The sequence below is a fragment of the Halomonas cibimaris genome (genome assembly GCF_039537045.1).
GTDB lineage: Bacteria > Pseudomonadota > Gammaproteobacteria > Pseudomonadales > Halomonadaceae > Vreelandella > Vreelandella cibimaris.
Genome location: NZ_BAAAZT010000030.1, coordinates 145,113 through 166,060 on the forward strand (window position 1 = coordinate 145,113; position 20,948 = coordinate 166,060).

The window sequence follows — 20,948 nt, forward strand, 5'->3', positions numbered from 1 at the left end:
ATTTGCATACCACGCTGCTGGCGAAAAGGCGGTGTGTCCGACTTGGCAACGGCCGAGCCCTACCAGCAACCACTGCCCGCCCGGGCAAATGCCTGACCGCCGCCGAGCGGGCCAAGAGAGTGTGTATAGAGCCGTGAATAGCAAACGACCCGTAAACCTCGATCTTACAACGTTCCACTTTCCTTTGCCGGCGCTGACGTCGATCGTGCATCGCATTACCGGTATCATTATGTTTGTGGGCCTGATCTTCGCCTTTTGGGCGCTTAGTGTCTCGCTGTCTTCGCCTGCCGGCTTCGACGCGGCGAGCAGCGCGCTGGCCCACAATATCTTGGCCAAGCTGATTGCTTGGGGACTATTGTCGGTTTTGGCGTTTCACTTCGTGGCCGGCATCAAGCATATGTTCATGGATGCCGACATCGGCGTCACGCATGAAGGCGGCATCCAGAAGGCGCAGGCTACCGTAATTGTCAGCGTCGTTCTGATCATTCTGGCAGGAGTATGGGTATGGTAACCAGTATCACCAGTTTTGGCCGTAACGGCGTCTCTGACTGGCTCATGCAGCGCGTATCCGCTGTTATTCTTGCCGTGTATACGGTGTTTATGGTGGCTTATCTGCTGCTGCATCCTGAGCTGGACTATTACACCTGGAGCGGTCTGTTCGAGCAGACCTGGATGCGCATCTTTTCGCTGCTGGCCTTTGTCTCTCTGGCCGCCCACGCCTGGGTAGGTCTATGGACTGTGACCACCGATTATCTCAACGCTACCTATCAGCGCGTAGGTGTCCAGATGCTTATCATTCTGGCCATCTTTGTCTACCTGGTATGGGGCATTCAACTTCTGTGGGGAGCCTGATTCATGTCTAACCTGCGTAGCCTGACATTTGACGCCATTATCATCGGTGGCGGCGGCTCCGGTTTGCGAGCGGCGCTGGAGCTTGCCAAATCCGGCAAGCAAACGGCGGTGCTGTCCAAGGTGTTTCCCACGCGTTCGCACACGGTTTCGGCCCAGGGCGGCATCACCTGCGCGATCGGCGCTGCCGACCCGGAAGACGACTGGCGGTGGCACATGTATGACACCGTCAAGGGCAGCGACTACATCGCCGACCAGGACGCGGCGGAGTATCTGTGCTCTGAAGGCCCCAAGGCCGTATTCGAACTTGAGCACATGGGGTTGCCGTTCTCACGCTTTGATAACGGCCGTATTTATCAGCGCCCCTTCGGCGGCCAGTCGAAAAACTTCGGCGAAGGCGGTCAGGCAGCGCGCACCTGTGCCGCGGCTGACCGTACCGGGCACGCGCTGCTGCACACGCTTTATCAGAACAACATCAAAAACAACACGACCTTTCTCAACGAATGGTACGCGGTTGATCTGGTAAAAAACGAAAACGGTGACGTGGTGGGCTGTATTGCCATGTGCATCGAAACCGGTGAAGTGGTGCACGTCAAGTCCAAGGCGACGGTGCTTGCCACCGGCGGTGCCGGACGTATCTACGCCTCGACCACCAATGCGCTGATCAACACCGGCGACGGCATCGGCATGGCGCTGCGGGCAGGTTTCCCCATGCAGGACATGGAAATGTGGCAGTTCCACCCCACCGGCATTCACGGCGCCGGAACCCTGGTCACGGAAGGCTGTCGCGGCGAAGGCGGCTATCTGATCAACAAAGACGGCGAGCGCTTTATGGAGCGCTACGCGCCCAACGCCAAAGACCTCGCCAGCCGTGACGTTGTTGCCCGCTCCATGGTCATGGAGATGCTTGACGGCCGCGGCGCCGGCGATGACGGCGATCACGTCTTCCTCAAGCTTGATCACCTGGGCGAAGAAGTGCTCAACAAGCGTCTGCCGGGTATCTGCGAACTTTCCAAGACCTTTGCCCACGTTGACCCGGTCCACGAGCCCATTCCGGTTGTGCCGACGTGCCACTACATGATGGGCGGCATTCCTACCAATATCCACGGCCAGGCGATTAAGCAAGACGACAACGGCAATGATCAGGTGATTAACGGCCTGTTTGCCTGCGGCGAAGTTGCCTGCGTATCCGTGCATGGGGCTAACCGTCTGGGCGGCAACTCGCTGCTGGATCTGGTCGTTTTTGGCCGTTCAGCGGGCAAGTTCATCGAAAGTGCGCTCAACGAAGGCGTCGAATACCTCGATGCCAACGAGTCCGACGTTCAGGCGGCCATGAAGCGTCTGGATCGCTGGAACGGTTCTGCGGAAAACGGCGAATCGATTCCGGAGCTCAAGCGCGAGCTGCAAGAGATCATGCAAAACGATTTCGGCGTGTTCCGCGAAGAGCAAAAAATGCAGGAAGGGGTCAAGCGCCTGGAAGCCCTGCGCGAGCGTATCGACAACGCCTACCTGCCGGACAAGTCCAACGCCTTCAACACCGCGCGGGTCGAGGCGCTGGAGCTGGATAACCTGATGGAAGTGGCCGAAGCCACGGCGATATCCGCCCTTGAGCGCAAGGAAAGCCGGGGGGCTCATTCGCGCTACGACCACCCGGACCGTGATGACGTCAACTGGCTCAAGCATTCGATCTACTGCCCCAAAACGAAAAGCCTCGGCAAGCGTGACGTCAATTTCAAGCCCAAGACCGTCGATACGTTCGAACCGAAGATTCGTACCTACTGATACGCCGCAGACGAGAGGGAGTCACGATGTCACATCTCCAGGTATCGATATACCGCTACAACCCTGAGACCGACGCTGCGCCGTACATGCAGGAGTTTCAGGTCGACACCAAAGGCCGCGATGTCATGGTGCTGGACGTTTTGCACATGATGAAAGAGCAGGATGCCACGCTTGCTTTTCGTCGTAGCTGCCGGGAAGGGGTGTGCGGCTCTGACGGTATGAACATGAACGGCAAAAACGGTTTGGGCTGCATCACGCCGCTTTCCGAAGTGGTAAAAAACGACAAGCTCACCTTGCGTCCGCTGCCGGGATTGCCGGTGATCCGCGATCTGGTCGTGGACATGGCGATCTTTTATAAGCAGTACGAGCGCATCCAGCCCTACCTGCAAAACGACGAGCCGGTGCCGGCTATCGAGCGGCTGCAGTCGCCGGAAGACCGTGAAAAGCTTGACGGTCTCTACGAGTGCATTCTGTGCGCCTGCTGCTCTACGGCCTGCCCGTCTTTCTGGTGGAACCCGGACAAGTTTGTCGGCCCGTCAGGGCTTTTGCAGTCCTACCGCTTTCTCGCCGACTCTCGAGATACGGCGACCCGCGAGCGGCTGACCGATCTGCAGGATCCGTTCTCGGTATTTCGCTGCCGCGGCATCATGAACTGCGTGGCGTTTTGTCCCAAAGGGCTCAATCCCACGCGTGCCATCGGCAAAATCCGTGAAATGCTGATCGCCGAGGCCACCTAGCCCGGGGTTGGTCGTCAGCCTTGTGCTGCCGGTGACTGAGGCGTGCAGCGCCGTGGCGTATGCGACTTGAGTTACGTGACTTAGCACGCTAAGTTGCAAACGACTACTTAAACCGTAGCGCATGGCTTGTTATCATGGTTCATCAAACGGTGCGACGCCACGTCGCACCGTTTTACGCCATCGCGATGTCGCCGCGCCCGGCGCAGCGATACCACCCCATCAGTGCAGGGTGACCGAGAAATGCAACAAGGCATAATGGAGTTGATGTGGCGCTCGTCCCACGTGAGCGGCGGTAACGCTCACTATGTGGAAGCGCTATTTGAGCAGTACCTCGACGATCCCGACGCTATTCCCGAGGAATGGCGTCGCTATTTTGACGAGCTATCGGAGCTTGACGGTGACGCCGTCCAGGACGTGCCGCTCTCACCGGTGCGCGAGCAGTTTTACAAGCTGGGTCAGGCGCAGCGCTCTGGCGCTGTCCCGGCAGATGACGGTGTGAGCAAAAAGCAGGTCAAGGTACTGCAGCTAATTAATGCGTACCGTTTCCGCGGACACCAGAAAGCCAATATTGATCCGCTGGGCCTGCGCGATCCTGCCCCTGTTCCCGATCTTGACCTGTCATTCCATCAGCTGTCCAAAGCTGACATGGATACCGAGTTTCAGACCGGTTCGTTTTTTTTGGGCCTTGATAAGGCGCCGCTTCGGGATATCGTCGACGCGCTGGAGCGCACCTACTGCCGCTCCATCGGCTGCGAATTCATGCACATCGTCGATACCGAAGAAAAGCGCTGGCTCCAGCAGCGTTTTGAATCGGTACGCAGCGCACCGACGTTTCGCAATGAAGCGCGCCGGCACGTGCTTGAACGGTTGACCGCCGCAGAAGGGCTGGAAAACTACCTGGCTTCGAAATACCCCGGGACCAAGCGCTTTGGCCTTGAGGGCGGCGAAGCCTTTATTCCCATGGTGGACGAGCTCATTCAGCGCGCAGGGGGCTACGGTGCCAAGGAAATTGTCATCGGAATGGCCCACCGCGGTCGCCTGAACCTGCTGATCAATATTCTGGGCAAGAACCCGGCCGACTTGATCGACGAGTTTGACGGCAAAAAAGTCATTGAACGCGGCTCGGGCGACGTCAAGTATCACCAGGGCTTTAGTTCCAACGTCATGTCACCGGGTGGCGAAGTCCATCTGGCGCTTTCGTTTAACCCCTCGCATCTGGAAATCGTCGCCCCGGTAGTGGAAGGCTCGGTGCGTGCCCGCCAGGATCGTCGCCAGGACCCCAGCGGTGAAAAGGTCGTGCCGATCAACGTCCATGGGGACGCATCCCTGGCCGGGCAGGGCGTGGTGATGGAAACATTCCAGATGTCCCAGACCCGCGCGTACCGCACCGGCGGCACCGTGCATATCGTGATCAACAACCAGATCGGGTTTACCACCTCACATCCGGAGGATGCGCGCTCCACGGAGTACTGCACCGACATCGCCAAGATGGTGCAGGCGCCGATTTTCCATGTGAACGGTGACGATCCCGATGCGGTCATCCATGCCACCCAGGTAGCGCTTGACTACCGCCACCAGTTCAAGAAAGACGTAGTCATTGATCTGGTTTGCTACCGCCGTCGCGGCCATAACGAGGCTGACGAACCCTCCGGCACGCAGCCGATGATGTATACCAAGATCAAAGACCATCCCTCGGCACGCGCTTTGTATGTCGAAAGGCTGGTGAAGCAGGGTGTTATCGGCGAAGACGAAGCCGCTTCGATGGTGGAAAAGTACCGCGACGACCTGATGGCGGGCAATCATGTGGCAAATGCCCTGGTGCAAAAACCCAACGAAGCGCTTTTCGTCAACTGGCAGCCCTACATCGGCCATGAATGGACCGGCTACGCCGATACCTCCTTTGACATGCAGCGCCTGCAGCAGCTGGCCAAGCGCATGTGCGATATTCCCGAAGGCGTCGGGGTGCAGCGCCAGGTAGAAAAAATCTATGCCGAGCGGCGCAAGATGCAGGCCGGCAAGCAGGCCGTCAACTGGGGATTCGGTGAAACTCTGGCCTACGCCACGCTGCTGGATCAGGGCCATCCGATACGGATTACCGGCCAGGACACCGGGCGCGGCACGTTCTCTCACCGCCACGCCGTGGTGCACAACCAGAAAGACGGCAGCACCTATGTGCCGCTGCAAAATATCAGCGACGGCCAGCCGCGCTTTACCATCCATGACTCATTTCTATCCGAAGAGGCCGTGTTGGCCTTTGAGTATGGCTACGCAACCACCGCGCCCAACGATCTGGTGATCTGGGAGGCGCAGTTTGGCGATTTCGTCAACGGCGCCCAGGTCATGGTGGACCAGTTTATTTCCTCCGGTGAAACCAAGTGGGGGCGGCTGTGCGGGCTGACCATGCTGCTGCCTCACGGCTATGAAGGCCAGGGGCCGGAGCACTCCTCGGCGCGTCTTGAACGGTTCTTGCAGCTGTGTGCAGAGAACAATATGCAGGTCTGCGTGCCGACAACGCCGGCACAGATTTTCCACCTGCTGCGTCGTCAGGTGATACGCCCGCTGCGCAAGCCGCTGGTGGTGATGTCGCCCAAGTCGCTGCTGCGCCACAAAGCGGCCACCTCAAGCCTGGAAGATTTGGCGTACGGCAAGTTCCACATGGTGATTCCTGACCAGGCAGACTTGGTGGCCGAAGAGGTAACCCGCGTGGTGCTGTGTGCCGGCAAGGTCTATTACGATCTGGTCAGCTGGCGTGAGGAAAACGAGCGCTACGACACGGCCATTATTCGCATAGAGCAGCTTTACCCCTTTGCCCAAGACGCCTTGCTGGACGTGCTGCAGGTTTATCAGCACGTTGAAGATATCGTCTGGTGCCAGGAAGAGCCGCTGAACCAAGGGGCCTGGTACCCCAGTCAGCATCATATGCGCGCCGTTGCCGAAAGGCTGCGTGAAGGGCTTGGCGGCAGGCTCAAATTTGCCGGCCGTGCCGCATCTGCCGCGCCGGCAGCGGGGTATATGTCCGTGCATGCCGAACAGCAGCGCCAACTGGTGGAAGACGCCTTCAACCTGTAAGCGCCCGTCCGGTTGATGAATCTACCGGTTTAGCGAACACATTAGGGGAACGATATGGCTATCGAGATCAAAGCGCCGAATTTTCCAGAGTCCGTAGCGGAAGGCACGGTGGCTACCTGGCATAAAAAGCCCGGTGATCGCGTTGAGCGCGACGAACTTGTCGTGGAAATTGAAACCGACAAGGTCGTACTGGAAGTGGTCGCGCCGCAGGCAGGCACGCTAGGCGATGTTCTCGCCGATGAAGGGGACACCGTCGAGTCCGAGCAGGTGCTGGGTAATCTTGACGAAACTGCGTCCCAGGGCGGTAGCAGCAAGCAAGGCGACAAGGCATCGTCCAACGATGCAGGTGCCGATACGCCGAGCGCAGAGCAGAAAGCGGATACGCAAAAGACCGACGGCGGCCAGCAGCATGATATCAAGGCGCCCTCTTTTCCTGAGTCGGTACAGGAAGGCACGGTAGCCGGCTGGAAGAAAAAGGTCGGCGAAGCGGTCAAGCGCGATGAAGTGCTGGCCGAGATCGAAACCGACAAGGTCGTGCTCGAAGTGGTTGCTCCGGCCGACGGCGCGCTTACCGAGATCAAGGCCGAGGCCGACAGCCAGGTCGAATCCGAAGAGCTGCTGGCTGTATTTACCGAAGGAGCCGGCAGCGCAGACGGCGGCGATGCCCAGCCGCAGGCAGCGGCCAGCGACGATGCTGAAAGTGAGGGCAGCGCCAACGAAGAGCTCGACGGCAAGATCCTGGCGCCGGCAGCGCGCAAGATGGTCGCCGAGAACGATCTTGACGCCTCGCGCATCAAGGGAACCGGCAAGGGCGGACGCATTCTTAAAGAAGACGTGCAAAAAGCGCTGAACGACGGTAGCGCCAAGAAGGCATCCGGCGGCGAGCAGAAAGCCAAGGGCCAAGCGGCATCGAAGGCGAACAAGCCAGACGCCGCAGCCCAGGCAGCGCCGGCCCCGGTGGAAGGCCAGCGTCCGGAAAAGCGCGTGCCCATGAGCCGGCTGCGCCAGACCGTCGCCAAGCGTCTGGTCGAGGCCCAGCAGACCGCGGCCATGCTGACCACCTACAACGAGGTGGACATGAGCGCGATCATGGCGCTGCGCGCCGAGTACAAGGAAAGGTTCCAGAAGGCCCACGACGTCAAGCTCGGTTTCATGAGCTTTTTCGTCAAGGCAGCTTCCGAGGCGCTCAAGCGTTTCCCCGACGTCAACGCCTCCATCGACGGCAAAGAGATCGTCTACCACGGCTATCAGGATATCAGCGTTGCCGTGTCGACCGACCGCGGCCTGGTAGTGCCGGTGCTGCGTAATACCGACCAGATGCAGATGGCCGACGTGGAAAAAACCATCGGCGATTTTGGCAAGCGCGCCCGCGACGGTAAGCTGGGCATCGATGAAATGCAGGGCGGCACCTTTACCATTACCAACGGCGGCATTTTCGGCTCGCTGCTATCCACGCCGATTCTCAACCCGCCGCAGACGGCTATCCTGGGCATGCACAAGATCCAGGAGCGGCCCATGGCAGTAGACGGCAAGGTCGAGATACGGCCGATGATGTATCTTGCGATATCCTATGACCACCGTATGATCGACGGAAAAGACGCCGTGCAGTTTCTGGTGGCGATCAAGGAGCTGCTGGAAGATCCCGCGCGCCTGCTGCTCAACGTATAAGCCTGCATCTGAGAGCAAGCAGATAGGATACTGACGCGCCAAGAAACTTCATTTACGATTGTCATCGCCCCGGGTGCGGGGCGAGGCAGCCCGGACAAAGGAGCCGAAATGGCTGACAAGTTTGATGTGATCGTTATTGGTGCCGGCCCCGGCGGCTACGTCGCCGCTATTCGCGCAGCGCAGCTGGGGCTGAAAGCCGCCTGCGTAGAAAAGTGGCAAGACAAGCAGGGCAAGGTCGCACACGGCGGCACCTGTCTGAACGTGGGCTGTATTCCGTCCAAGGCGCTGCTGGAAGCCTCGCACAAGTTCGTGGAAGCCCGCGATGATTTTGACGAGCTGGGCATCGTCGGTGGCGATGTGTCCATGGACGTCAAGAAAATGATGGCGCGCAAGGACAAGATCGTCAAAAACTTGACCGGCGGCATCTCGGGGCTGTTCAAGGCCAACGGCGTGACCGCCCTTAACGGCACCGGCAAGGTCATCGGTAACAAGCAGGTGGAAGTCACCGACTTTGACGGCAAGACGGCGACCTACGAAGCCGACAGCATTGTGGTGGCGGCAGGTTCCGTGCCGGTAGAAATTCCGCCAACGCCGCTGACCGAAGGGCTGATCGTTGATTCCACCGGCGCGCTGGAGTTTGAAGAAACGCCCAAGCGTCTGGGCGTGATCGGGGCCGGCGTTATCGGCCTGGAGCTTGGCAGCGTGTGGAATCGCCTGGGCGCTGACGTGACCGTGCTTGAAGCCATGAATGACTTTCTGCCCATGGTCGACGCCAGCATCGCCAAGGAAACCCAAAAGCAGCTTAAAAAGCAGGGCATGGACATTAAGCTGGGTGCCAAGGTCAGCGGCTCAGAGGTCAAGGGCGAGGAAGTCGTCGTCAAGTATGAAGACGCCGACGGCGAGCAGGAAATGACCTTTGACAAGCTGATCGTGTGCGTAGGCCGTAAACCCTACACCAAAGGCGTCATTGCAGACGGCGTTGACGTTGAGCTTGATCCGCGCGGCTTTATTACCGTGGACGATCAGTGCCGCACCAGCGTGCCGGGCGTCTATGCCATCGGCGACTGCGTGCGCGGCCCGATGCTTGCGCACAAGGCGTCTGAAGAGGGCATCATGGTGGCCGACATCATCGCCGGGCACAAAGCCGAGGTGAACTACGACGCCATTCCCAGCGTTATCTATACCGCGCCGGAAGTGGCCTGGGTAGGCATGACCGAGCAAAACGCCAAGGATCAGGGCATCGAGGTTAAAACGGGCGCTTTCCCGTTTGCCGCCAGCGGTCGCGCCATGGCGAACAATGCCACCGAAGGCAGCGCCAAGGTCATTGCCGATGCCAAAACCGATCGTATTCTGGGCTTGCATATTGTAGGCCAGCACGCCGGTGAAATGATTGCCCAGGGCGTCATTGCTATGGAGTTTGGCTCCAGCGCTGAAGATCTGGCGCTGACCTGCTATGCCCATCCGACCATGTCCGAGGCGGTCCACGAAGCGGCTCTGGCCGTTGACGGCCATGCCATCCACATGGCCAATCGCAAGAAACGTAAATAATCCAACCCAGAAAAATCAGCACCGCCTGCGGGTGGTGCGCTGCTTTGGCGTCTTTGTACTATGCGTCGTCGTACTATGCATCGTCGTACTACGCACCGCTGTACTATGCATCGTTGTATGACGCACCGCTTACTGCGCATCAATGCACTGAGCATCAATGCACTCAAGCGCGATCGTCAAAGCGCGGGGATGGGGGGCGAGCGTCGCCCATCGTTTGAATCACATGCAACCAATGGCATGAAGCGATGAACCTTCACGAGTATCAAGGCAAACAGCTGTTTGCCGACTACGGCCTGCCGGTGTCCAAGAACTTTGCCGTCGACACCCCGGAAGACGCGGCAGACGCTTGCAAAAAGATCGGCGGCGAGCAGTGGGTGGCCAAAGCCCAGGTGCACGCCGGTGGTCGTGGCAAGGCGGGTGGCGTCAAACTGGTCAAGACTCCGGAAGAGGCGAAAGCCTTTGCCGAGCAGTGGCTTGGGCAAAACCTGGTGACCTATCAGACCGACGCCAAGGGCCAGCCGGTTTCCAAAATCCTGGTAGAAAACGCCACCGATATCGCCTCAGAGCTGTATCTGGGGGCGGTGGTTGACCGCACAACGCGCCGGGTCGTGTTCATGGCGTCCACCGAGGGCGGCGTGGAAATCGAACAGGTCGCCGAGGAAACGCCGGAAAAAATCATCAAAGCGGAAATCGATCCGCTGGTCGGTGCTCAGCCCTACCAGGCACGCGAGCTGGCGTTTGCACTAGGGTTGGAAGGCGCCCAGATCAAGCAGTTCACCAAGATTTTTCTGGGGCTTTCCAAGCTGTTCCACGACAAGGACCTGGCACTTCTGGAGATCAACCCGCTGGTGATTACCGGCGAAGGCGATCTGCTGTGCCTGGACGCCAAGGTCAATCTGGACGGCAACGCGTTGTACCGCCATCCGGACCTGCAGGCCATGCGTGATCCGTCCCAGGAAGACGAGCGCGAAGCCGACGCCGCGAAGTGGGAGCTGAACTACGTCGCGCTCGACGGCAACATCGGCTGCATGGTCAACGGCGCCGGTCTGGCCATGGGCACCATGGACATCGTCAACCTCAGCGGCGGCAAGCCGGCCAACTTCCTCGACGTGGGCGGCGGTGCCACCAAGGAGCGCGTAGCCGAGGCGTTCAAGATCATTCTCTCGGATGACAACGTCAAGGCGGTGCTGGTCAACATCTTTGGCGGCATCGTGCGCTGCGACATGATTGCCGAAGGCATCATCGGCGCCGTTGAGCAAGTAGGCGTCAACGTACCGGTGGTCGTGCGCCTGGAAGGTAACAACGCCGAGCTGGGTACGGAAAAGCTGGCGTCAAGCGGTCTTAACATCATCGCCGCGACCAGCCTGACCGATGCGGCACAGCAGGTCGTCAACGCGGCGGAGGGCAAGTAATGAGTATCCTCATCGACAAGCATACCAAGGTCATCTGCCAGGGCTTCACCGGCGGCCAGGGCACCTTCCACTCCGAACAGGCCATTGCCTACGGCACGCAGATGGTCGGCGGCGTAACCCCGGGCAAGGGCGGCCAAGAGCATCTGGGGCTGCCGGTATTCAATACGGTAAAGGAAGCCGTTGCGCAAACCGGCGCGGATGCCAGCGTGATCTACGTGCCGGCGCCGTTTTGCAAAGACTCGATCATTGAAGCGGCCAACGGCGGCATCAAGCTGATCGTGTGCATTACCGAAGGTATTCCTACCCTCGATATGCTGCAGGCCAAGGTGAAGTGCGACGAGCTGGGCGTGACCCTGATCGGTCCGAACTGCCCGGGCGTGATCACGCCTGACGAGTCCAAGATCGGCATCATGCCCGGCCATATTCACCAGCCGGGCCGTGTGGGCATTATTTCGCGTTCGGGTACGCTGACCTATGAAGCGGTCAAGCAGACCACCGACCACGGCTTTGGCCAGTCCACCTGTGTAGGCATCGGCGGTGACCCGATTCCGGGCTCCAGCTTCATCGATATGCTCAAGCTGTTTGAAAACGACCCCAAAACTGAAGCGATCGTCATGATCGGTGAGATTGGCGGTACGGCAGAAGAAGAAGCGGCGGCCTACATCAAGGATAACGTCTCCAAGCCGGTGGTTTCCTACATTGCCGGCGTGACGGCCCCTCCCGGCAAGCGCATGGGCCACGCCGGGGCGATCATCGCCGGCGGCAAGGGCACCGCGGATGAAAAATTCGCCGCGCTGGAAGACGCCGGGGTCAAGACGGTGCGTTCGCTGGCAGGCATCGGCGATGCGCTGAAAGCCGTGACCGGCTGGTAAGCACAGCACTTTCGTTCGCCGTATAAAAAACCGCCCGGGCCTTTTCAAGGTCCGGGCGGTTTTGCTGTGTGAGCGAAAAGCCGGCGTCGGCCGAGCGGCCGCTTATTCCGCCGGGCGGGCTACCAGCGAGCGGGTGTCTTCCCGGGCTTCGACCAGATCCACGCGCACGCTGTCGCCGAGTTTGTAGCGTTCGACGTCTTCGATCTGGATGCGGCCTTCCTTGTCGTCGATGACGACCTTGCGCCGGTCGCTGTGCATCAGCGGCGCGGGGACAAAAGCGGTGGCGCCGTTGTCGACCAGGCGCACGCGCATGCCGCCGCGGTTGATGGCGATAATCTCGGCATCAAAAGTCGTCTGAGCTTCGGCGTCCGGGGTCAGGTAGCGCACATAGAGCCAATCCTTGACGTCGCGCTCGGCCATGCGGTTGAGCCGGCGGCGCTCGGTAAGCTGGTCGGTGAGCGCTTCGCTGGCTTCGGCCGGCGCCTGCTCGCCTTTGAGCACGTGCTTGATCAGGCGGTGATTGACCATGTCGCCGTATTTACGAATCGGCGAGGTCCAGGTGGCGTAGGCGGCAAGCCCCAGGCCAAAGTGCGGGCCGGGCAGCGCGGACATGCGAGTAAAGCCTTGAAAGCGGCGCAGGCGCACGTCGAGCCACGCGTCTTCGCGACCTTCGAGCTCGCGCTTGAGTTCTTTGTAGCGCGGAAGCTCAAGCAGAGCATCGGTGTCGACGTTGATGTCCTGCTCTGCGAGAAACGCCTGGGCGTCTTCGGCCTTTTCCGGCTCAAAGGCGCGGTGCACGTTGAAGATGCCGTGGCCCACGTGGGTGGCAAGATAGTCCGCGCAGCAGGCGTTGGCGGCAATCATCGATTCTTCGATCATGCGGTTGGCGATGCGCCGCTCTTCGATGTGAATGCCCAGCACGTTGCCGGCAGCGTCCAGCTCGAACTCATAGTCGGGGCTTCCGCTGAATACCAGCGCGTGCTCTTCGCGCCAGCGCGTGCGCGCCTCGGTCAGCTCGCGCAGGGCGGTAAGCTGCGGGGCAATCGCGTCGGCCGGCGCCCAGTCGCCTTTGCCTTCGAGCCAGTCGGAGACGTTGTCGTAGGACAGGCGGGCATGCGAGGTCGCCTCGGCGGCGAAGAAGCGGTAGTCGCCCAGGCTGCCGTCGGCGTTGATATCGAGCGTACAGGCCAGCACCGGGCGCTTTTTGCCTTCCCACAGCGAACACAGATCGTCGGCCAGCTGCTCGGGCAGCATGGTGACGTTCTGCCCCGGCAGATAGACGGTAAACGCGCGTACCCGGGCTTCCTTGTCGGCGGCGTGTTCCTCGCCCACGTAGGCGGTGGGGTCGGCGATGGCGACGGTCATGCGCCAGCCGCCGTCGTCGCGGGCAACCACGTGCAAGGCGTCGTCCATGTCCTTGGTGGAGGCGCTGTCGATGGTGAAAAGCGGCGTGGCATTGAGGTCTTCGCGCGTCAGGCCTTCGTCGTGCAGCGGCCACTCACTGCCGGCATCGGGGCATTCCTGCTCCAGCGCATGGCGGGCCAGGGTCACGCGCCACGGCACGGCCGGATTGTCGCGCTTGGCGACCAGCTCGTCGATCTGGGCGAAGAAGCTGCGGTCGTCTTTTTTCAGCGGATGACGCACCAGCCGGGCGACCACCCAGTCGCCGTCGGCAATGCTGTTTTCGTCCAGACCGCGCTTGATGCGCGCTTTGATCACATTGCGGATTGACGGGTGATCGGGCACCACGGCCAGGCGGCCTTCGCGCTTTTGCACCCGGGCAACAAAGCGCTCAAGGCCCTGCTCGATGAGCGTTTCCGGTTCGACGGAGGCCTTGTCGCCGTTTTCGTGAATCACCGCTTCCACGCGGTCGCCGTGAATGACCTGCTTCATTGCAGGGGGCGGAATAAAGTAGGAATCGCCGTCGTCGGTTTCGAGGAAACCAAAGCCGCGGTCGGTGCCCTTGACCAGACCTTCGGCGCGGGGCGTGGTATCACGAAGCTGTTGCTTGAGCTGAGCAAGCGAGGAGTTGTTCTGCAACATTAGGCTCAATCGGTTGGCAAGAATAGGCTGCCACTATACGGATTCGAAGCGGTGGCGCCAATCACGACGGTAGTCCAGCTCAAGGCGGGGGCGTTTTCTCGCCCGGCTGAGGCGAGGCGTCCAGCCGGCGCAGCTGATGCCAAAGCTCCCGGCGTAAATCGCCAATTCTTGGCTGCTGGCCCGGGGCAAACGCCAGCGGGCGGCACAGGCGCATGGCGCGCAGCCCCAGACGAGCGCTCAGCAGCCCCACCGAGAGCCCTTGCCCGGCGCGGGCGGAAAGCCGGCCGGTCATGTCCAGCGAGAGCATGTCCATGCCGGCCTCGCTGGCAAGCTCGCTGGCGCCGGCAAAGGCCATGTTGGCAAGCACCGTCTTGAACAGGCGCAGGCGGCTGGCATAGCCCAGCTCCAGCCCGTACAGCCGGCAGATGCGATCGATCATGGCCAGGTTGCGCCACGCGACCAGCGCCATGTCCACCAGCGTCAAGGGGCTGACGGCGACCATGACGGCGGTTTCCCCGCACATGCGCGAGATCAGCCTGCGCGCCTCGCGGTCCCGCGGGGCAATCAGGTGATGGTCAAGCAGCGCGAGCGTTTCGGTACCGCTGTGGTGGGGCTCGCGGGCGGCATGAAACGCCGCCCAGTGCGGGTCGTCATCGGCGAGGTTGAGCTGGCTTTGCAGCCGGCCGGCCAGCTCGCTGGCCTGGCGTGGCGAGCGCTGGGGTAGAGCGGCCAGGGCGCTGCGCAGTTTGGCGTGGCGCTTGAGGCGCCCAAGGCGGGTCAGCTCGCCAAGCATGGCAGCGGCGCCCAGCCCGACCAGCGCCAGGCCGAAAAGCTGCCAGGCGGCGTCCAGCCAGCGGGCGCCGCTAACGGCGTCGGGCAGGCCGGTAACCAGCTCGGCGGTCCCCAGTGCGGTGGCGCCGGAAAGCGTGAGCAAAAGCCCCCAGCGGCGCTTGCGCGGCGCGCCGAGACTTTCTTCAGGCAGGGCATCGCGGCTGGCGGTATCGTGGGGTGTCGGCTTTTCCTCGGCGGTGTCGTCGAAGCGGTAGGCGCCGCGCAGCGTATCGTGGCGCTGGGTTTGCGGCTTGGCGACGCTGTCACCGCCAAGGGCAAAGTGCCGGCGTGGCCTGGGCGAGCTCATGTCAGTTTGTCTCCGATCAGCCAGTCGATGGCGGCGTCCATGCGAATGTGCGGCAGCGCCTCGGCCGTCTTTGGCATAGGGCGAAAATGCGGAAAGTCAAAGCCCTGACGCTGCCAGAAGGCGGCGTCCGGCAGCGCGGCGGGCACGTCGCCGGGGTAGACCAGCACCTCTTCGCCCTCAAGCGTGGTGCCGCGCAGCGCCGGCAGCTGGGTTCTGCCCTGGCTGACGGTGCGCGTCTGGGTGGCGCGGATGGCGGCAAGCGAGAGCGCCTTGACCGGCACGTCGGCAAAGCGCAGATCCTTGAGCGGCTCCTGCAGCAGGGTGTTGAGCAGGGTCACAAGGTTGTCGTGCTGTTCGGGGGTGACGTGGTCGGCCTTGGTGGCGGCCACGGCGAGCCGGTCGATGCGCGGGGTGAATAGCCGGTTAAGCAGGCTGCGCTTGCCGTAGCGAAAGCTTTGCATCAGCTCGCCAAGGGCGCGCGACAGATCTTCAAAGCGCTCTGGCCCGGCATTCAGTGCGCCGAGCACGTCCACCAGTATGATCTGGCGGTCAAAGCGGCGAAAGTGATCGCGATAAAACGGCTGCACCACTTGTTTCTGGTAGTAGCGAAAGCGTGCGGCAAGCGTGGCGTAAACGCTGGAATCGGGCAGGGCGTTCAGCGCTTCTCGGGACTGCTCCAGGTGCGGCAGGGGGAAAAACTGCAGCACCGGGGCGCCGTCGAGTTCGCCGGGAAGCAAAAAGCGGCCGGGCTGCAGGTGCGAAAAGCCGCGCTGCTTGGCGCGTCTAAGGCCTTTGGCGTAGGCCTCGGCGAGTTCGGCAAGCACGGCCTCGTCGGCCTCTGCCGCCGGGTCAAGCGCCTCGGCGGCAGTGAGCCATTCAGCAAACAGCTCGCGGCGCTGTTCACCCTGGGCGTAGGGCCGGGTCTGGCACCACTGGTAGTAGTCTTGGTCCAGCAGCGGCAGGTCCAGCAGCCATTCGCCGGGGTAGTCGAAAAGGTCCAGCGTCAGATGCGAGGTGGTACTGCGCAGCCAGCCGCTGCGCGACGGACGATAGCGCAGCTCCAGGCGCAGCTCGCTGATGCCGCGGGTAGGGGCAGGCCAGCGCGGCGGGGTGGCGTTCAGCGCCTGCATGGCGGGATCGTAGGGAAAGCGCGGCACGCCCAGGTCCGGCTGGTTCAGGCGCTGGGCACCCAGCAGGCGACCGTCGCGGGCGGCAGGCAGCAGATCCAGGCGAGCTTCCACGCCGGCGTGGCGCAGCTGGTTGACCAGCGAGGTCAAAAACGCCGTTTTGCCCGCCTGGGAAAGGCCAGTGACGGCCAGACGCAGCTGGCGATCGCGGCCGCGCTCCAGCAGGTTGCCAAGCTCTCGGCCGAGGGTTTCGTGTACGGCAGCCACGCCGCTATTCCGCCCCTGTTACGGTGTTAAGCAGCTGATACCAGAACGGCAGCGTTGCCACGATAAATCCGAGCGCAGTAATCGCATAGCCCGGCCAGCGGCGGTGAGAGCGCTGGGCGAGCAGCAGCCCGCCGACGCCCAGTACCATGCCGATAATGTTGAAGACCATGGAGAACGCATCGATCCACAGCGAAAGGTTCATGCCGAGTCCTCCGTTGTTGGGCGTGTGAGGGTTGTGCCCAGCAGGTGTTGGGCGCCGGGCACCAGCCATACCGGGTCCAGCCGGGTATTGGCCGCTTCAACGCAGACAAAACCGCGCGCCGCGGCGGCGGGGGTGTCATCCAGCGGCGTTTGACCGGGGTGCCAGACGACGGTGGAGTCGCTTTGCTCTTTGGCCACGCGCAGAAGGCGCCGGCCGTCGTCCACGTCAACGGCGGCGTTGCTGTGATAGATGCGGTCCACGGCGCCACCCAGCGCCAGAACCCCCTGCTGTTCGCCTTCGGCAAAGCCGCGATGCTTGTCCAGATAGCGGGCACCGGCAAGGCCTTCCAGCCGGCAGGCAAAGGCATCGCTCACCGCCACATAGGTGTGCAGGGCAGCGCTGGTCTTGACCGGGGCGTCGCCGACGTTTTCGCTGATCAGCTCCACGTGCAGGCGCCGGGCGTTGGCTTGAATGACCGCCCGGGCATTGAGCCGGCCGTGCAGGCGCTGCTCCGGCGACAGGTGCACCTCGATGCCTTCTTCGTGCTCGTCAACGCCGTCCAGCCGCCAGGGGGCCAGCCGCGCCGTGCCGTGGAAAGGCCCCGGTCGGTCGGGGTGCTCATCAGCGTAGCGCTCGTCGCCGAACCACGGCCAGCAAAGCGGTATACCGCCGCGCAAGGGGGCCGGCGGCGGCGCAGGTGTGGGCGTCAACCACAGCCAGGGGGCGGTGTCGCCTGTGGGTTGAAAGTGCACCACCTGGGCGCCGGTAAGCGCCACGGCCAGCTGTCCCCAGTCCTGGTTGAACAGCACCAGCTCGCGCCCTTGCCAGGTGAGAGTTTGCTGGCCATCGGTTGTTTCAAGCCGCTGCTGAAGCGAGTCGGGGATCATGGAGCGTCCTGGTGATCGTCGTGAAGTGAGTCCCGCGCGCCGCACAGAAAAAAGCCATCGCGAAAATAGCGTGCATGAGCCCTGTGTGGCGATGCGGGGCATTGATCGGTGGCGTGTATGCAAGGCACCTTAAGTCGTCTGCTATGGTAAGACAAGCAAGATACGCGGTGCACCTTTCGCGTTGCCGTGATCTTGTTGATAACGATAATTCTCTTGTTGATAACGATAAAAGGAGAGGCCCATGGGACTGTTAGCGTGGTTGATCATCGGCGGTCTGGCCGGCTGGATTGCAGGCAATCTGATGCGCGGCGGCGGTTTTGGTATTGTCGGCAATATTGGTGTCGGGGTGGTCGGCGCCATTATCGGCGGCTTTCTGTTTGGCCTGGTCGGGCTGGAGGCCGGGGGATTTGTTGGCTCGCTGGTGACCGCCGTGGCGGGCTCGGCCGTGCTGCTGTGGGTCGTGAGCAAAGTGCGGTGACCGCGGGCTGGCGTTTTGCGCCTCATGTGTGATCACGCTTTCCGTTCTCTTGCGCGTCCCGTTACACTAAGCGCCGTTGTGTGCCGGCCGCTTTGGCGGGCCCGTGGTGCTATAGGGGAATCTTTTGCTCGACGCGTTACATGCCTGGTGGGGCCAACAGCTAACACTGTGCACGGCAGATGCTGCGCCTTGCGCGCTGCCCGCTGAGGCACACAAGAATCTTTCGAGCCTGGGTATTGCCTGCCCTGACGCCTATGGCCGCTGGCCTGCCGCCGAGCTGTGGCTTGCTCAAACCTGGCAGATTAACGCCCGCGAGGCGCTGATAGAGGCCATGCTGTGGCTGGCCGCCCAGGGTGAGCGCCAGCGCTGGGATGTGGATGCCGCCGCGCTCAAGGCCATGAACGTGGCCAAACGCAGGGAATGGCAGCAACAAACGTCAAACCACAGCGCCCCTTACGCCGCGCTGCTGTGCGAATGGGTCGCCGCAGGCGAGCCGCTGGAGTGGGCGGCGTGGGACTGGCTGCGTCTGGCAGAGCTGGCCTGGGCCGGCGGCGGCTGTGGTTTTCTCAGCGAGGCTGAGGTGGCGCACTTTGCCGGTCACGCCGCTGATCTTTTGCACCGGCGCTATGACGACTGGCAACAGGTGCTCTGTGCCTATCTGCGCGGTCTTGGCCTGTTCAGCGGCACGGACTGCCGGGGTGCGGCGCATACGCTGCCGCCGCCGGCGGCGCTGAACGCCCCGGAGCAGCCGTGGCAGCACGCCCTGGCGGCACTGCTGACGCCGCCAGGCCTTGCCGCCTCGCGCGCGGCCATGCGCGATTACCGCGCCACGCTTGGCCACTGGCTGCAGGCGCTTGCCGGCGTGCGCGACCCGGCGCTTATGCTGCGCCAGCGCGAGCCGCGGCTACCGCTGCCGGAACAGCACCGCGCGGACGCCGAGCGCTATCTCAAGGATGCCCTGGAGCTTTACGCCGACGAGGGCGCCGAGGCACTGGGGCGCTATTGGCTGCCGGCCGAGGCGCACCATCTCAACCAGATGGCAGCGGACGCCGCTCACGGCGTTTACCCGCCGTCGCGTACGCCGTTTGGCCGGCCATCGCGTGAGGCCTTGGCGGAGCGCGGCCGGCTGGGCCAGGCCAGCCGCTACGCCGCTACCGTGCATATGGCGGAAAAGTTCGCGTTTTATCTGCATACCGCTCTGGATACCCGGCGCTTCGACGAGGCGGCGCTTTTGACCATGGCGCAGTCGCTGAAAAGCTGCCTGTGTCATTTTTACACCACACCCACGCGTCTGCTGGAAGCCTGGCTGGCCTGGGAGCGCTGCCTGCCCGAACCCGACCAGGCCGGGCTGTGCCACGATATCGCTTGGCATCTGCACGATCCGGGCAGCGTGTTCCACTGGGTAGACTGGCAGCCCGGCGCGTGGTGCGAGCCTCACCCGCGCCCGTCGCTGCGTCATTTTACCGCCATGGCGCTGGTAGGGCCGCTGAACAGCACCACATGGCGCCAGCCGAGCCCGGAAAGCCGTCGCGAACGCGAGGCGCTGGTCGCCTGGATGGAAGAGCACTACCAGCTGCATAGCGCCGATGAGCTGCGCGGGTTTATCGATTACATGCTGGAGGCCGGCGACCGCCAGGACTATCAGATCAACTACGCGCCCTATACGCTGAACCGCGAGCGCCTGGAAGAAGAGATCGCGATTTCACAAACCGGCGCCAGCCCGCTGGAAGAGCGCCATCACGTGCTGCGTCTAAAGCGCGTGCGCGATAACGAAGACGGCTGCAACGAGCGTGATATGGCCGCCTGGGATATCGCCCAGACCGTGGATTTAGCCATTGCCGGTCGCGAGCTTGGCTGGCTGGATGCCCGCGGGCTGACGGAGGTGCTGGAGCGTGCCTACGTGCTGGCTGAAAACCATTACGGCGGCTGGCAGGAGTACGCCGACGGCCTTTACGCCGGTTTTTCCTTTTTCATGGGCGAGACTGACGAGCGCGAAAGTTTTCTCGCCGGGCTGCGCCATGCGCTGGTGGCCTGGTGCTGCGGCGCACCGGTGCTGGCGGGCGTCTGGGCCAGCCTGGATTTTCCCGGCAGCCGGCCGCGCCATTTTGCACCGCTGCATATTGATACGCTGCCGGGTGATCGGCAAACGCTGCATTGAGCCGGGGAGGGCTGGCCTGCCAGAAGCGGGCTATCGCCGGCTGCGGCTGCCGGGCCTTTTATTTTGCTGAAGTAAGGACTGCCATGGCTGTGGTGTCATGCTATTTCTCTGGAGTGGTTCGCTATGCCTGTGCGCTGGCGCTGGCTGTGATACTGGCCGGATGTGCGAGCAGCGGCGGAGCCGGTGGCGAGCCGCCGGGAGACGATTTTGCCTCGTCGCTGCCGGGCGTGCCCGGCGACGACGAAGCGCTGATGTCGCCGGTGGACAATCCCGTCACTCAGCTGTCGCGTCTGCGAAACCCGCCGCCGCTGGTCATACGTCGGGCGCTGTTAAAGCAGCACAAGCGCTGGTCAGGCACGCCGTATCGGCTGGGCGGCACCACGCAGCGGGGAATAGACTGTTCGGCCCTGGTGCAAAACGTCTATCAGGATACGTTTGCCGTGTCTCTGCCGCGCACCACCCGCGGGCTGGTGAACAAGGGGCATGCGATCAAGCGTCGCCACCTGCGCGCCGGCGATCTGGTGTTTTTCCGTCCGCCGGGCAGTCGCCATGTGGGCATCTACGTGGGTGACGGCTATTTTCTCCATGCCTCGGTCTCGCAGGGCGTTACCATTTCGGCGCTGGATAACACGTATTGGCAGCGCTACTACTGGCAGTCGCGCCGCACGCTGGAGCGTCCGCAAATGGCTCGGTTAAGCCGTGTGCTGTAAC

The 20,948-nt window shown here is 62.2% G+C and carries 17 protein-coding genes; 12 read left to right on the forward strand and 5 right to left on the reverse strand.

All coding sequences use genetic code 11. The features are described from left to right. Positions 1-133: 133 nt before the first annotated feature. The 9 genes from sdhC (at position 134) to sucD (ending at position 11,937) form a co-directional block, all read left to right on the forward strand. Positions 134-511, forward strand: a complete 378-nt coding sequence (sdhC, locus tag ABD654_RS04630) for a succinate dehydrogenase, cytochrome b556 subunit (RefSeq protein ID WP_344702728.1) — start codon at positions 134-136, stop codon at positions 509-511. Then, on the forward strand, positions 505-852 hold the full coding sequence (gene sdhD, locus ABD654_RS04635; RefSeq protein ID WP_344702730.1) for a succinate dehydrogenase, hydrophobic membrane anchor protein: 348 nt from the start codon (positions 505-507) through the stop codon (positions 850-852). The genes sdhC and sdhD overlap by 7 nt, the downstream gene beginning before the upstream one ends. A 3-nt stretch (positions 853-855) precedes the next feature. After that, positions 856-2,631 carry a succinate dehydrogenase flavoprotein subunit gene (gene sdhA, locus ABD654_RS04640; protein WP_344702732.1) on the forward strand — a complete coding sequence of 592 codons (1,776 nt, stop codon included), beginning with the start codon at positions 856-858 and terminating at the stop codon, positions 2,629-2,631. 26 nt (positions 2,632-2,657) lie between these two features. Then, a complete protein-coding gene (locus ABD654_RS04645; RefSeq protein WP_344702734.1) occupies positions 2,658-3,368 on the forward strand; it encodes a succinate dehydrogenase iron-sulfur subunit in 711 nt (236 codons plus the stop codon). A 240-nt stretch (positions 3,369-3,608) separates the two neighbouring features. Beyond that, positions 3,609-6,437: a 2-oxoglutarate dehydrogenase E1 component gene (locus ABD654_RS04650; protein WP_344702736.1), complete on the forward strand. Its 2,829-nt coding sequence runs from the start codon at positions 3,609-3,611 to the stop codon at positions 6,435-6,437. 54 nt (positions 6,438-6,491) lie between these two features. Then, positions 6,492-8,105: a 2-oxoglutarate dehydrogenase complex dihydrolipoyllysine-residue succinyltransferase gene (gene odhB / locus ABD654_RS04655; RefSeq protein ID WP_344702737.1), complete on the forward strand. Its 1,614-nt coding sequence runs from the start codon at positions 6,492-6,494 to the stop codon at positions 8,103-8,105. A gap of 108 nt (positions 8,106-8,213) precedes the next feature. Continuing rightward, positions 8,214-9,653 (forward strand): dihydrolipoyl dehydrogenase, encoded by a 1,440-nt coding sequence (lpdA, locus tag ABD654_RS04660; protein WP_344702738.1) that lies wholly within the window; start codon positions 8,214-8,216, stop codon positions 9,651-9,653. A gap of 245 nt (positions 9,654-9,898) precedes the next feature. Further along, a complete protein-coding gene (gene sucC, locus ABD654_RS04665) occupies positions 9,899-11,065 on the forward strand; it encodes an ADP-forming succinate--CoA ligase subunit beta (protein WP_344702740.1) in 1,167 nt (388 codons plus the stop codon). Next, positions 11,065-11,937, forward strand: coding sequence for a succinate--CoA ligase subunit alpha (gene sucD / locus ABD654_RS04670; protein WP_344702742.1), 873 nt, complete (start codon positions 11,065-11,067; stop codon positions 11,935-11,937). The genes sucC and sucD overlap by 1 nt, the downstream gene beginning before the upstream one ends. Positions 11,938-12,039: 102 nt before the next feature. On the opposite strand, the gene ABD654_RS04675 is transcribed toward sucD, so the two are convergent. The 5 genes from ABD654_RS04675 to ABD654_RS04695 all read right to left on the reverse strand — a co-directional run bounded on the left by ABD654_RS04675 (position 12,040) and on the right by ABD654_RS04695 (position 17,601). Continuing rightward, positions 12,040-13,980, reverse strand: coding sequence for an exoribonuclease II (locus tag ABD654_RS04675; protein WP_344702744.1), 1,941 nt, complete (start codon positions 13,978-13,980; stop codon positions 12,040-12,042). A 79-nt stretch (positions 13,981-14,059) separates the two neighbouring features. After that, positions 14,060-15,118 carry a YcjF family protein gene (locus ABD654_RS04680; protein ID WP_344702747.1) on the reverse strand — a complete coding sequence of 353 codons (1,059 nt, stop codon included), beginning with the start codon at positions 15,116-15,118 and terminating at the stop codon, positions 14,060-14,062. After that, the gene (locus ABD654_RS04685; protein ID WP_344702749.1) at positions 15,115-16,512 is read right to left on the reverse strand and encodes a YcjX family GTP-binding protein; all 1,398 of its coding nucleotides are present in this window, start codon (positions 16,510-16,512) and stop codon (positions 15,115-15,117) included. Before ABD654_RS04685 ends, ABD654_RS04680 begins: the two co-directional genes overlap by 4 nt. A gap of 4 nt (positions 16,513-16,516) precedes the next feature. Continuing rightward, positions 16,517-16,714, reverse strand: coding sequence for a hypothetical protein (locus ABD654_RS04690; RefSeq protein WP_344702751.1), 198 nt, complete (start codon positions 16,712-16,714; stop codon positions 16,517-16,519). Then, entirely contained in the window at positions 16,711-17,601 is an 891-nt protein-coding gene (locus tag ABD654_RS04695) for an aldose epimerase family protein (RefSeq protein WP_344702753.1), read from the reverse strand. The genes ABD654_RS04690 and ABD654_RS04695 overlap by 4 nt, the downstream gene beginning before the upstream one ends. 241 nt (positions 17,602-17,842) lie before the next feature. Between ABD654_RS04695 and ABD654_RS04700 the strand changes: the two genes are divergently transcribed. The 3 genes from ABD654_RS04700 (at position 17,843) to ABD654_RS04710 (ending at position 20,947) form a co-directional block, all read left to right on the forward strand. Then, positions 17,843-18,079 carry a GlsB/YeaQ/YmgE family stress response membrane protein gene (locus tag ABD654_RS04700; protein ID WP_344702755.1) on the forward strand — a complete coding sequence of 79 codons (237 nt, stop codon included), beginning with the start codon at positions 17,843-17,845 and terminating at the stop codon, positions 18,077-18,079. Positions 18,080-18,203: 124 nt separating this feature from the next. Then, positions 18,204-20,237, forward strand: coding sequence for a DUF1266 domain-containing protein (locus ABD654_RS04705; RefSeq protein ID WP_344702757.1), 2,034 nt, complete (start codon positions 18,204-18,206; stop codon positions 20,235-20,237). A gap of 83 nt (positions 20,238-20,320) precedes the next feature. Continuing rightward, on the forward strand, positions 20,321-20,947 hold the full coding sequence (locus tag ABD654_RS04710; RefSeq protein WP_344702759.1) for an NlpC/P60 family protein: 627 nt from the start codon (positions 20,321-20,323) through the stop codon (positions 20,945-20,947). Position 20,948 lies beyond the last annotated feature (1 nt).

Bases quoted from the DNA above. Each gene is read 5' to 3' on its own strand.
- sdhD (WP_344702730.1), top strand. From the start codon at position 505: ATGGTAACCAGTATCACCAGTTTTGGCCGTAACGGCGTCTCTGACTGG.
- sdhA (WP_344702732.1), top strand. From the start codon at position 856: ATGTCTAACCTGCGTAGCCTGACATTTGACGCCATTATCATCGGTGGC.
- ABD654_RS04645 (WP_344702734.1), top strand. From the start codon at position 2,658: ATGTCACATCTCCAGGTATCGATATACCGCTACAACCCTGAGACCGAC.
- ABD654_RS04650 (WP_344702736.1), top strand. From the start codon at position 3,609: ATGCAACAAGGCATAATGGAGTTGATGTGGCGCTCGTCCCACGTGAGC.
- odhB (WP_344702737.1), top strand. From the start codon at position 6,492: ATGGCTATCGAGATCAAAGCGCCGAATTTTCCAGAGTCCGTAGCGGAA.
- lpdA (WP_344702738.1), top strand. From the start codon at position 8,214: ATGGCTGACAAGTTTGATGTGATCGTTATTGGTGCCGGCCCCGGCGGC.
- sucC (WP_344702740.1), top strand. From the start codon at position 9,899: ATGAACCTTCACGAGTATCAAGGCAAACAGCTGTTTGCCGACTACGGC.
- sucD (WP_344702742.1), top strand. From the start codon at position 11,065: ATGAGTATCCTCATCGACAAGCATACCAAGGTCATCTGCCAGGGCTTC.
- ABD654_RS04675 (WP_344702744.1), bottom strand. From the start codon at position 13,980: ATGTTGCAGAACAACTCCTCGCTTGCTCAGCTCAAGCAACAGCTTCGT.
- ABD654_RS04680 (WP_344702747.1), bottom strand. From the start codon at position 15,118: ATGAGCTCGCCCAGGCCACGCCGGCACTTTGCCCTTGGCGGTGACAGC.
- ABD654_RS04690 (WP_344702751.1), bottom strand. From the start codon at position 16,714: ATGAACCTTTCGCTGTGGATCGATGCGTTCTCCATGGTCTTCAACATT.
- ABD654_RS04695 (WP_344702753.1), bottom strand. From the start codon at position 17,601: ATGATCCCCGACTCGCTTCAGCAGCGGCTTGAAACAACCGATGGCCAG.
- ABD654_RS04700 (WP_344702755.1), top strand. From the start codon at position 17,843: ATGGGACTGTTAGCGTGGTTGATCATCGGCGGTCTGGCCGGCTGGATT.
- ABD654_RS04710 (WP_344702759.1), top strand. From the start codon at position 20,321: ATGGCTGTGGTGTCATGCTATTTCTCTGGAGTGGTTCGCTATGCCTGT.